The following is an 11,281-nucleotide window of genomic DNA, read 5'->3' on the forward strand; positions in this document are numbered from 1 at the left end:
CCATGGCCGTGCCCCCCCGCAACGTCGTGCGACTGGCCGATTACCGGCCGTTCCCGTACCAGCTCGATCGCACCGACCTGACCGTGCGGTTGTTCCACGACCACGCCCAGGTGGAGGCCGCCCTCTCCTGGTCTCCGGGCAAGGGCATCGCCACCTCCACCGGTTCGGGAACGCCGGAACCCCTGGAGTTGCGTGGTGTCGACCTCGAACTGCTCGAGCTGGCGATCGATGGGGAGCCGCTCGCCGCGGACGCCTACCGGCAGGAAGGCGACCGTCTCTGGATCCAGGCACCGCCGCCAGGGCCCTTTGTGATGACCAGCCTGGTGCGGATCCAGCCGCAGACCAACACCACCCTGGAGGGGCTCTATGCCAGCGGTGGGATGTTCACCACCCAGTGCGAAGCGGAGGGCTTCCGGCGGATCAGCTTCCATCCCGACCGGCCGGACCTGCTCAGCCGCTTCCAGGTTCGCATCGAGGCCGACCAGGCCAGCTGCCCGGTGCTGCTCTCCAACGGCAACTGCCTCGAGCGCGGACCCCTGCCGGACGGCCGCCACTACGCCATCTGGGATGACCCCTTCCCCAAGCCGAGTTACCTCTTCGCGCTGGTGGCCGGCCGGCTGGAGGAGGTGACAGGCAGCTTCACCACCGCTTCCGGCCGCCCGGTGCTGCTCCGCCTGCACGTGGAGCCGGGCGATCGCCCCTACACCGCCCACGCCATGGAATCCCTGAAGCGCTCGATGGCTTGGGACGAGCGGGTGTATGGGCTGGAGTACGACCTCGATGAGTTCAACATCGTGGCAGTGCGCCATTTCAATATGGGCGCAATGGAGAACAAAAGCCTCAACATCTTCAACTCAAAGCTGGTGCTGGCCGATGCCGTCACCGCCACCGACGGTGAGCTCGAGCGGATCGAGAGTGTGATTGCCCATGAGTATTTCCACAACTGGACCGGCAACCGCATCACCTGCCGAGACTGGTTTCAGCTCTCCCTGAAAGAGGGCCTCACCGTGTTCAGGGATCAGTGCTTCACAGCTGATCTCCATTCCGCCGCCCTCAAGCGCATCGAGGATGTTTCGATGCTGCGCAACACCCAGTTCCGCGAAGATGCAGGACCAACCGCCCATTCCGTGCAGCCGGATCACTATCAGGCAATCGACAACTTCTACACCACCACCATCTACGAGAAGGGGGCGGAGCTGATCCGCATGCTCCACACCCTGCTGGGCCAGCCCACCTTCATGGCGGGCATGGCGCTCTACGTGCGTCGCCACGACGGCACCGCCGCCACCTGCGAGGACTTCGTGCAGGCGATGGAGGAGGCGGCTACCGAGGCCTGGCGAGCCGGCGATTCCGGGGCCGTTCGCTTCGATTTTGACCACTTCCGGCGCTGGTACCACCAGGCCGGCACCCCGGTGCTCCAAGTGGAGCGCCATTGGGATGGCACCGCCGGGGTGCTGGACCTGGTCGTGCGGCAGCGGACGCCGCCCACCCCTGGCCAGCCGCTCAAGCAGCCCTTGGTGATCCCGCTGGCCCTAGGCTTGCTGAATGCCGCCGGAGAGGAGCTCCCCCTCGGAGAGCAGGGGATGCTGGTGATCGACCAGCCGGAGCAGCGGATCCGCTTCGAGGGGTTGCCCCCGGCGGCTGAACCGCCTGCCCTCTCGCTGCTGCGGGGCTTTTCCGCCCCGGTGCAGGTGGAGATCAGCCGCTCACGCCGCGAACTGCTCCTGCTGTTCGCCGGCGATCCGGATCCCTTCGCCCGCTGGGATGCCGGCCAGGCCCTGCTGCGCCAGGCGGTGCTGGAGCGGGCCGGCGGCACGGCCGATGCCGAGCTCGAAGCCGGCCTGGTCAGCTCCTTTGCGCGCATCCTCGAGGACCTTGAGCTGCCCGATGCCAGCCGTGCCTGCCTGATGGCCCTGCCGGGGATCGCCGAACTGGAGCAGGCGATGGCCGAACCCGATCCCCCCAGGCTCTACGCCTCTTTAGCGGGGCTGCAGCAGCACTTTGGCCAGGCCCTGGCCACCCCCCTGCAGCGGGCGCTGGAGCGTTGCAGGGCCCAGTGGGAGCGGCCCTGGCCGGCGGGCAATGGCGAGCGAATGCTCACGGCCACAGCCTGGTGCTGGCGGGCGGCGGCCGGTGATCGCCCCGTGATGGCGGCCGCGGCAGCCGCGGTGGCGGGGCCTTCGATGACCCTGGCCCGCGCCGGGTTGCGGGCCTTGCAGCCGTTCCAAACAACCGAGCGAGCCACGGCGATGGCCTCCTTCCACGACCGCTGGCGGGAGAAGCCGGTGATCCTGGATGCCTGGTTCGCCCTGGAGGCCAGCGCGCCGTTCGGCGATGGTCTGGAGCGGGTGCGGGGCCTGCTGCGCCATCCCCGCTTCGATCCCGCCGCCCCCAATTCGATCCGGGCCGTGCTGGGGGGCCTGGCCGGCAATGCCCCCGTGTTCCATGCGATCGATGGAGCGGGCTACCGGTTCATGGCCGATCAGATCGCGGAGCTGGATGGCCGCAATCCGATCACGGCCTCCCGCCTGGCCAAGCTGTTCAGCCGATGGCAGAGCTACGGGCCGGTTCGGGGCGAGCGGATGCACGAGGCCGCCCTGCAACTCGCGGCGGCTGATCTCTCCCCCAACACCCGGGAGGTGGTGGATCAGTGCCTCGGCTTGGAGCGGGGGTAGGGGTCCGGGAAGGTGGCGTCGTGCAGGCTGCGGAATGCGGCTTGGCGGGCGGCGGCTCCTTCCGGCCCGGCGTAGAGCCCCCAGAGACCTTCCCAGTAGAAATAGATCACGCCCAGTCCCGCTTCGGCCACCAGCTTCACTTTCTGGCTCAGCACCGGCATCGGGGTGGTGCGGCCACCGAAGCCCGCCAGCAGGCCGATCTGGACCGGCATCCCCCAGCGGCGCGCCTTGACCAGAGCCGATTGCCGGAGGTCCTTGGCGAAGCCAGGCACGGAATAGGCGTAGTTCTGCACCACCAGTTCATCCACCAGCTGGCCGAGGGCCCAGATTTCCCAGTCCTGCAGCCAGTGGTTGTAGGCGAAACGGAAAGGGCCCGGCGAGAGGCTGATCACCGCGGCGCTCTGGGATCGCTTCATTTCGCTGCGCAGATCCCGCAGCAGGTCGGTGAGCCGGTGACGACGCCAGCTCATCCATTCCCGGTTGGTGTAATCCTTCGGCGGTTCGCGGCCGGTGTCGTTGCGGAACAGGGTGCTGGTGTAGGGGTCGTAACCCAGTTCCACCGGCCAGGCGAAGTGATCATCCAGCTGGATGCCATCCACGCCGCAGCGCCGCACGATCTCGCCGATCAGGCCGATGAAGCGGGCCCGCACGCCTGGATGGGCCGGGTTCAGCCACACCCGCAGGTCCTTGAGCGGCGATGTCTTGAGGTTGGCCCCATGCATGGCATAGAGCGTGCTGCCATCGCTGCGTTGCAGCAGCCAGTCCGGGTTGCGCCGCACCACCTCCGCATCGGCGGGTTCCATCAGTCCGTATTCGAACCAGGGGATCACCTTCATGCCGCGGCGGTGGGCGGAACGGGTGAGGTGACAGATCGGATCGAGGGCGGGATCGGCCTTCTGCAGGGCAGGCTCGATCGGCGCGAAGCGGCTGCGGTGGAAGGTGGCACCCCGGCTCCACACATTGGGGTACAGGGTGTTGAAGCCAGCGTCGGCCAGCTCGTCGACGGCCCTCTCCAGCCGGCGGCGGTCGTAATAGAGGGGGCTGGGGCTGTTGGTCAGCCACACCCCCACCCGCTCACTGGCGGCCAGGGCGGGGCGGGCGCCGAGGCCTTGCAGCGCGGCGGTCATCAGGGTCGTGAGCAGGGCAGGGAGGGCTCGCTTGAGCCGCACCTTGAGCGGGAAGGCGTTGATGGTGAAGGGAGTGATCTGGGCCGGAGCGTATCCGGTTAGCGGCGCTGGCGCTAACGGAACATCGAGCTTACGGAGCTCTCTTCATGGATGCGCCAGATCGCCTCGCCCAGCATGTTCGCCACCGAGAGCACCTGGAGCTGGGGGAAGGCGCTCTCGGTGGAGATCGGGATGCTGTTGGTGACCAGCACCTCCTCGAACAGGCCCGGCTCGGCCAGCCGCTCGAAGGCCGGCGGCGAGAACACCGGGTGGGTGGCGCAGGCCAGCACCCGACTGGCGCCCCGATCCCGCAGCAGCCGGGCCCCCTGGCAGATCGTTCCGCCGGTGTCGATCATGTCGTCGATCAGGATCGCGGTCTTGCCTGCCACATCGCCGATCACGGTGAGGCTTTCGGCCACGTTGTGTCCGGAGCGCCGCTTGTCGATGATCGCCAGGGGGGCGTCGCTCATCTGCTTGGCGAAGGCCCGGGCCCGGGCCACCCCCCCCACATCCGGCGACACCACCACCACCTCGCCGAGATCACGGGTGCGCAGGTAATCCACCAGCACAGGCGAGCCGTAGATGTGGTCGCAGGGAATGTCGAAGTAGCCCTGGATCTGGGAGGAGTGCAGGTCCATGGCCAGCACCCGATCGACGCCGGATTTCACCAGCAGGTTGGCGACCAGCTTGGCGGTGATCGATTCGCGGCCCGCGGTCTTGCGGTCGGCGCGGGCGTAGCCGTAGTAGGGGATCACGGCGGTGATCTGGCGGGCCGAGGCACGGCGGCAGGCATCCACCATGATCAGCAGCTCCATCAGGTGATCGTTCACCGGAGCGCAGGTGGGCTGGATCAGGAAGACATCGCAGCCACGGATCGATTCCTGGATCTGGATGTAGAGCTCCCCATCGGCGAAGCGCTTGATCACCCGCGGGCCGTCGGGCACGCCCAGGTAGGCGCCGATCTCCTGGGCCAGGGCCGGATTGGAGGTGCCGCTGAACAGCCGCAGACGCCGTGTTTCATGGAGAGCCTGGCCCTGCTCCACCTGGTCAGCGGTCAAGAAACTGCTCACGGCGGGGGCGATGGAGCACGGCTGGGACCTGATGGTAGAAGCCAGGGGCCACTAGAACATCAAAAAACGATGGAGTTCGCTGCCGGGTTGGCGCCTCAGCTGGTGGTGGCAAGCGCGGGTGGCGAACCCGCCAGCACCCTCGCCGCCAGCCGACGGCTCGCCGCCCTGCTGGCTCTGCCGCTGGTGCCCTGGCCGGAAACCGGCACCGCCACCTCCCGCCTGGCGGCCCAGGCCGGGCGAGGTGGCCCCTGGCTGGCGCCCCTGCTTGAGGACCCGGGGCGCTGGCTTGAAGCCGACGGCCGCTGGGCCGATCTGCTCGGCGCCTGGCGACAGCCCACCGTTCTGTTGGTCGAGGAGGCGGTGGTGGATGGGGGGGCAGCGGCCGCCTACAGCGCCCTGCTGACGGCGAGCAGGGCGCCCCTGGTGGGCCTCGTGCAGTGGGGCGGATCGTGGAATTGGCAGGCCCGGAGCCGCGAGGGGCTCGCCTGGCTGGGTGCCCTGTCGGGCCTCACCGAACCGACCGCAGGTTCCAGCCAGGAGGAGCAGGAGCTGGCCTTGGCGCGGGCACTGATGCTGTGCTGGGAGCAGCTGGTGAATGACTGAAGGACCAGGGCCGCTTCAGTCACGGGGCCAGAGGGGCATCGAAGCCGTCGCCTGGAGTTGGCGCAACGGCTGATTCGGCTTGGTGGGCGGAGACAGGGGCAGTTGATCGAAGCGAATCGAGCCGGGCTTCTGCATCGCCACGGTCAGCAGGCTCAGGGCTTCCCCCTTGGACAGGTTGGTCTCGACCTGGGGCGTCAACCGTACCAGGAGCTCCGGGAGCTTCGGCCATTGATCGGCCCTGGCGATCTGCTCAAGCAGGGCATCGAGCACCAGCTGCTGGCGGATCCGTCGCCCCTGCTCGCCGAGGGCGGGTTCCTTGAAGCGCACCATCTGCTCCACCTGCCGGCCGCTGAACTCCTGCAGACCGGCCTGGAGATCAACGGTGAACTGCTGGGCCTTGTCGGTGGAGCGCATCGCCGTCTGCGGGTTCACCTCGACGCCGCCCAGCCCGTCGACCAGCTCCCGCAGGGCGCCCCGCGGCAGCACCAGGTAGCGCTCGGGCTGGCCGGATTCCAGCCCCAGCAGCGCCGCCACGGCCGTGCCGGTGAGGGCGGCGCCTCCCTGCCGGTACAGCGACCCCAGCGACTGCACCCCTTGGGCGCCGGGGAGCTGAACAGCCAGATCTGTGGGCAGGTTGAGCAGGCGCAGCGCACCGTCAGGTTTGATCCGCACCAGCATCAAGGCGTCGCTGTTGGCGGGGCCCGCTGGAGCGGCCCCGTTCTGGGCCGCTCCGAGCTTGTCGGCATCGCTGCCGATCAGCAGCAGGGTGATCGGGCGGCTGGGGGGATCGGCCAGTCGGGCCATGCCGCCGTCGGAGCTGCCGCTGAGCTGGTCGGGATCCGCCGGCGTCCAGAGCAGGTTGATCAGGCCGATCCCGCCGGTCAGGCCGAGGGCTGCCGCCAGCGCCACCAGCAGGGTGCGACCACCTCCTTTGGCAGTGTTGATTTCACCCTCCCTGCCGGCCATGGGCGTTGCTGAAAGCGCGAACGGTTGTCTCACTCTCGCTCAGCCCCAGCGGGTCAGCCCCAACCATGAGCCGCACCAGGGCGACTGCGGGGGCCGATAGGTTGGTCGCGCCGAAATCCTCCACGGCAGGGCTCGACCGTGACCACCGCTTCCCTCCCTCCCCACGAACGGGCCAGGCCCCTGGCCAAGGGAAGGGTCAAGCCGGCCCGGGACCTCTGCAGCGACTGCGGCCTCTGCGACAGCCGCTGGGTGGCCTACGTCCGCACCGCCTGCGCCTTCCTCAACCAGCAGTTCGAGCGTTTGGAGGAGAAGGCCCACGGCCGCAGCCGCGACCTCGACAACGCCGACGAGCTCTATTTCGGTGTCCATCAGCGCATGACGACGGCCCGGCTCGCCGCTCCGATCGAGGGCGCCCAGTGGACCGGGATCGTGTCGCGCCTTGGCGTGCGCGCCCTGGAATCGGGGCTGGTGGATGCGGTGCTGTGCGTGCAGCAGAGCCCGGACGATCGCTTCACGCCGGTGCCCGTGCTGGCCCGTACCCCCGAGCAGGTGCTGGCGGCGCGGGTGAACAAGCCCACCCTTTCACCGAATCTGCAGGTGCTGGAGCAACTGCCAGGCAGCGGCATCCGCCGCCTGTTGGCGATCGGGGTGGGCTGCCAGATCCAGGCCCTGCGGGCCGTGCAGGACACCCTGCCCCTCGATGCCCTCTACGTGCTAGGCCTTCCCTGCGTCGACAACGTCAGCCGCTCCGGGCTGCAGACCTTCCTGGAGAGCGCCAGCCGCTCACCGGCCACCGTGGTGCACTACGAGTTCATGCAGGACTTCCGCATCCACTTCCGCCACAGCGACGGCAGCGCCGAGACCGTGCCCTTCTTTGCGCTCGACACGCCGAAGCTCAAGGGCGTCTTCGCCCCCAGCTGCCTGAGCTGCTTCGATTACACCAACGCCGGCGCCGACCTGGTGGTGGGCTACATGGGGGCCAGCTTCGGCCGCCAGTGGCTGGTGGTGCGCAATCCCAAGGGCCAGCAACTGCTCGATCTGGTGGAGGCGGAGCTGGATCTGGCGCCCGTCAGCAGCGGCGGCGACCGGCGCGCCGCCGTGCAGCAGGGTATCGAGGCCTACGACAAGGCGATCCGGCTGCCAGGCTGGCTGGCCGAGCTGGTGGGCGTGTTCGTGCAGCGCTTCGGACCCAAGGGCCTGGAGTACGGCCGCTTCTCGATCGATTCCCACTTCACTCGCAACGCCCTGTGGGTGCGGCGCCACCACCCAGAGATCGCCGAGCAGCACATCCCCGCCTTCGCCAAAAAAATCATCGGTCGCTACCGGCTGCCCGCCGCGTGACCCTCCCCGGGCGGCCCCGGCGCTGCGGTGTTCTGCTCCATCCCTCCGCCCTGCCTGGTACACCGGGCTGCGGCAGCTTCGGTGCGGCGGCCCGGGAGTGGCTCGACCTGCTGGCCGATGAGGGGATCGGCGCCTGGCAGTTGCTTCCCCTGGCCCCCACCGATGGCACCGGCTCCCCCTACAGCTCCCCCAGCGGCTTCGCCCTCAACCCCTGGTTCCTCGATGCCGCCCAGCTGGTGGACGAGGGCTTCCTCGATCCCGCTGACCTGGCCACCCTTCCCGGTGGTCGGCTCGACCGCCTTGATCTGGAGGCCTGCCCGGTGAGGGCGGCGGCCCTGGGCCAGCTCCTGCTGCAGCGCTGGGAGCGCCAGTCGGCCAGCCATCGACAGGCCTTCGAGAGCTGGTGCCAGCAGCAGGCCCCCTGGCTCAGCGATCACTGCCGGTTCATGGTGCTGCGGGCCCACCAGGGCGAGCGGCCCTGGTGGGAGTGGCCCGCTCCCCTGGCGGGGCGCCAGCGCAGGGCCCTGCGCCGCCTGGAGCGCGAGGAGGGCGGAGCGCTGCGACAGGAAGCCCTGCTGCAGTGGCAACTGCAGCGTCAATGGCAGGGGATCCGCGATCACGCCCGCCAGCGGGGCGTGCAACTGATCGGCGATCTGCCGTTCTACGTGGCCCACGACAGCGCCGATGTCTGGGCGCACCGTTGCCTGTTCTCGGTGCGCGGGGATGGCTCCCTGGCCGCCCAGAGTGGCGTCCCGCCGGATTACTTCTCGGCCACCGGCCAACTCTGGGGAACACCGGTATACCGCTGGCCCCTGCACAGGCTCACCGGCTTCCGCTGGTGGCTGCGGCGCCTGCGGGGTCAGCTGGAGCGGCTCGATCTGCTTCGGCTCGATCACTTCCGTGCCCTCGAGTCCTACTGGCGGGTGCCGGCCGGCGACACCACGGCGGAGAACGGGGTCTGGCATCGCTCGCCGGGGGTGCCCTTGCTGCGGGCCCTGCAGCACCGCTGCGGCGGCGGACTCCCCTTGATCGCCGAAGACCTGGGGGTGATCACCCCGCCGGTGGAGGAGCTGCGGGATCGCTTCGCGCTGCCGGGCATGAAGATTCTCCAGTTCGCCTTCGACGGCAACGCCGACAACGCCTACCTGCCCGAGAACTACCGCGGTGATCGCTGGGTGGTGTACACCGGCACCCACGACAACGCCACCTGCCTCAGCTGGTGGCGAGAGCTTGCCGAAGACCAGCGGCGCCAGGTGGGAGAGCGGATCGGCCAGACGATCGATGCCCCGGGCTGGCAGCTGCTGGAGCTGGCCCTGGGCTCGTCGGCGGAGCTCGCTATCGTGCCCCTTCAAGACCTCCTCCACCTCGACGACCAGGCCCGTTTCAACACCCCGGGCACCACCGAGGGCAACTGGAGCTGGCGTCTCACCGAGCCGATTGAGGCCCTGCGCGGTGCGCTGCAGGGACTGGACGGACTGGCCCGGCGCTATGGCCGCGGCGCCGATGGGGCCGGGGAAGAGCTGGCCGGAATCCGGAAGCTGCCCCCCTGACCAGCCCGGGGGCTGAGCGGCTGGCCGTCCCAGAACACCGCCGGGCGAGAGGGAGCGGGGTCCAGATTCAGCTGGATGGGCGGCTGCATCTGCAGCACCAGCTCTCCGCTGGCGGCCTGCAGCTCACTCCGTTCGCCGGTTTCACTGCTCAGGCTGATCCGGGTGGGACCGCTCAGCTCCAAGCGAAGCACCCCTGGCTTGAGGGCGTCGCCAGCGTCGGCGCCGTGGAGCTGCTGCATCGCAACGCCTTGCTCGGCCTGTTGCAGTGGGCGCAGATCGGGGTAGGCCTTGAGGAGCTCGGAGCCGGCATCAGCCGGGGTGGCCTGCTCCGCCATCGGCAGGGGGGAGACCGGCCGCAGGGTCAACTGGTTGGCGGCGGCGAGCCGCTGCTGCTGGAGGTTCACCCCATAGATCAGGGCCAGGGTGACCGCGGCATAGAGCACGGTGCCCTGCCAGGTGGTGAAGACATCGATCGAACCGGGCGTGAACCTTGCCAGCAGGGACGGACGGCCCGAGCGCCAGGCCTCCTGGAGCGGGTCGGACTTCGCCGGCAAGGCAGGCGCCAGGGAGCCCACCGGCAACTCCAGGTGACGCTCCAGCAGGGGCAGCATCGTGCGGAGATAGGCCGTCTCGGGCAACCTGTCGCGCCAGCCGCGCTCCAGGGCCTCCAGCACCGGTGTGCTGATCCGGGTGTCGATCGCCAGCTGGCGCAGGCTTAAAGACCGATCTTCACGCTGACGCCGCAACAACGTTCCAACCTGCACGAGGGGGTCGAGCACGGGCTCGGCATGGGTGGGCTTTCTGCCACGGTTGCGCTGCAGCCAAAGCCTGAGTGGGGCCGGCAGCAGGGAAACGATCCGGGGGCGGGGCATGGAGCTTCGATCGGCGCAGCGGGGTCAGGCCTGATCCCGCCATTCTTGGTCAGCAAGGTGGCGCCAGTGCCCCTCTGGCAGATCACCCAGCTGGATGGCACCGATCGCCACCCGCTGCAGATCCAGAACGGGATGACCCAGGAGGCTGGCCGTGCGCCGGATCTGGCGGTTCCGCCCCTCCTGCATCGTCAGCTCCAACCAGCAGCTCTCGGCGCCGTGGCGAAGCGCCTGAATCGCCACCGGCAGGGCGGGCTGGCCATCGAGCGGAACGCCCCGCCGCCAGCGCTCCAGACAGGCCTGCGTCGGATGGCCCGCCAGACGGACGCGGTAGGTCTTGGCGTGGGCGTAGCGCGGATGGCTGAGGCGCAGGGTGAGGGCACCGTCGTTGGTGAGCAGCAGGGCGCCGCGGCTGTCGGCGTCGAGCCGGCCGACCGGATGGAGGCCGGTCTGTTTGCTCAGCTCCCTGGGAAGGAGGTCGAGCACGGTGGGGCGCCCCCGGGGATCGTGACAACTGCTAAGCACCCCCATGGGCTTGTGGAGAAGCAGCCGGATCGGGGCTGGACGGACTGGCAACGGGCGGCCGTCGAGCTCCACCCGGTCAAGGCGGGGATCGGCGCGGTCGCCCAGCTGCCCCACCCTGCCGTTGACCAGAACCCGGCCTTCGCTGATCAGCTGCTCGGCCCTGCGCCTCGAGCAGAGTCCTGCGGTGGCAAGCAGTTTCTGCAGACGCTCAGCCACCATCGCCCTTGCCCATTCTGACCCTGCCCTCGGCGCCGTGGGGCGCTCAAATAATGGTAATTTACGAAACACAAGAGTTTCCTAACTCCCGAACCGGCACCATGCCCTCGCTCCCCATGGCCGCAGCCGATTCCTCCCAGGGGATCCTTCCCAGCGCCGACCTGGTTCGCTCCTACCTTCGTGACATCGGCCGGGTGCCCCTGCTCAGCCATGAGCAGGAGATCACCCTGGGCCGCCAGGTGCAGGAGCTGATGCGGCTCGAGGAGGCGGAACAGGAGCTGGAGATGCGCGGTGGCAGCA

Annotated in this window: 10 protein-coding genes; 5 read left to right on the forward strand and 5 right to left on the reverse strand. The window is 69.1% G+C overall.

What is annotated here, in order from left to right:
- Positions 1–2: 2 nt before the first annotated feature.
- Entirely contained in the window at positions 3–2,675 is a 2,673-nt protein-coding gene (gene pepN, locus KBY66_RS10920) for an aminopeptidase N (protein WP_255089485.1), read from the forward strand.
- On the opposite strand, the gene KBY66_RS10925 is transcribed toward pepN, so the two are convergent.
- On the reverse strand, positions 2,648–3,802 hold the full coding sequence (locus tag KBY66_RS10925; protein WP_255089486.1) for a glycoside hydrolase family 10 protein: 1,155 nt from the start codon (positions 3,800–3,802) through the stop codon (positions 2,648–2,650). The genes pepN and KBY66_RS10925 overlap by 28 nt on opposite strands.
- A 113-nt stretch (positions 3,803–3,915) precedes the next feature.
- Positions 3,916–4,911: a ribose-phosphate pyrophosphokinase gene (locus tag KBY66_RS10930; protein ID WP_255089487.1), complete on the reverse strand. Its 996-nt coding sequence runs from the start codon at positions 4,909–4,911 to the stop codon at positions 3,916–3,918.
- Positions 4,912–5,013: 102 nt separating this feature from the next.
- On the opposite strand from KBY66_RS10930, the gene KBY66_RS10935 reads away from it, so the two are divergent.
- Positions 5,014–5,514, forward strand: a complete 501-nt coding sequence (locus tag KBY66_RS10935; protein WP_255089489.1) for a hypothetical protein — start codon at positions 5,014–5,016, stop codon at positions 5,512–5,514.
- 15 nt (positions 5,515–5,529) lie between these two features.
- Here the strand turns inward: KBY66_RS10935 and KBY66_RS10940 are convergent, their stop codons facing one another.
- Complete coding sequence (locus tag KBY66_RS10940; protein WP_255089497.1) at positions 5,530–6,480, reverse strand: LCP family protein; 951 nt, start codon at positions 6,478–6,480, stop codon at positions 5,530–5,532.
- 138 nt (positions 6,481–6,618) lie between these two features.
- Between KBY66_RS10940 and KBY66_RS10945 the strand changes: the two genes are divergently transcribed.
- Positions 6,619–7,821 carry a Coenzyme F420 hydrogenase/dehydrogenase, beta subunit C-terminal domain gene (locus KBY66_RS10945; RefSeq protein WP_255089499.1) on the forward strand — a complete coding sequence of 401 codons (1,203 nt, stop codon included), beginning with the start codon at positions 6,619–6,621 and terminating at the stop codon, positions 7,819–7,821.
- Complete coding sequence (malQ, locus tag KBY66_RS10950) at positions 7,818–9,371, forward strand: 4-alpha-glucanotransferase (protein WP_255089500.1); 1,554 nt, start codon at positions 7,818–7,820, stop codon at positions 9,369–9,371. The genes KBY66_RS10945 and malQ overlap by 4 nt, the downstream gene beginning before the upstream one ends.
- Here the strand turns inward: malQ and KBY66_RS10955 are convergent.
- A complete protein-coding gene (locus KBY66_RS10955) occupies positions 9,308–10,243 on the reverse strand; it encodes a helix-turn-helix domain-containing protein (protein WP_255089501.1) in 936 nt (311 codons plus the stop codon). The two genes, malQ and KBY66_RS10955, sit on opposite strands and share 64 nt — an antisense overlap.
- 24 nt (positions 10,244–10,267) lie before the next feature.
- Positions 10,268–10,984 carry a pseudouridine synthase gene (locus tag KBY66_RS10960; RefSeq protein WP_255089503.1) on the reverse strand — a complete coding sequence of 239 codons (717 nt, stop codon included), beginning with the start codon at positions 10,982–10,984 and terminating at the stop codon, positions 10,268–10,270.
- Between the two features lie 98 nt (positions 10,985–11,082).
- Here KBY66_RS10960 and KBY66_RS10965 point away from each other — a divergent pair.
- On the forward strand, positions 11,083–11,281 hold a 199-nt coding region (locus tag KBY66_RS10965), incomplete at its 3' end, for a sigma-70 factor domain-containing protein (protein ID WP_315855504.1).

Origin of the sequence: Synechococcus sp. Tobar12-5m-g (assembly GCF_024345415.1) — a bacterium.
Lineage (GTDB): Bacteria > Cyanobacteriota > Cyanobacteriia > PCC-6307 > Cyanobiaceae > Regnicoccus.

Bases quoted from the DNA above. Each gene is read 5' to 3' on its own strand.
- pepN (WP_255089485.1), top strand. From the start codon at position 3: ATGGCCGTGCCCCCCCGCAACGTCGTGCGACTGGCCGATTACCGGCCG.
- KBY66_RS10925 (WP_255089486.1), bottom strand. From the start codon at position 3,802: ATGACCGCCGCGCTGCAAGGCCTCGGCGCCCGCCCCGCCCTGGCCGCC.
- KBY66_RS10940 (WP_255089497.1), bottom strand. From the start codon at position 6,480: ATGGCCGGCAGGGAGGGTGAAATCAACACTGCCAAAGGAGGTGGTCGC.
- KBY66_RS10955 (WP_255089501.1), bottom strand. From the start codon at position 10,243: ATGCCCCGCCCCCGGATCGTTTCCCTGCTGCCGGCCCCACTCAGGCTT.
- KBY66_RS10960 (WP_255089503.1), bottom strand. From the start codon at position 10,984: ATGGTGGCTGAGCGTCTGCAGAAACTGCTTGCCACCGCAGGACTCTGC.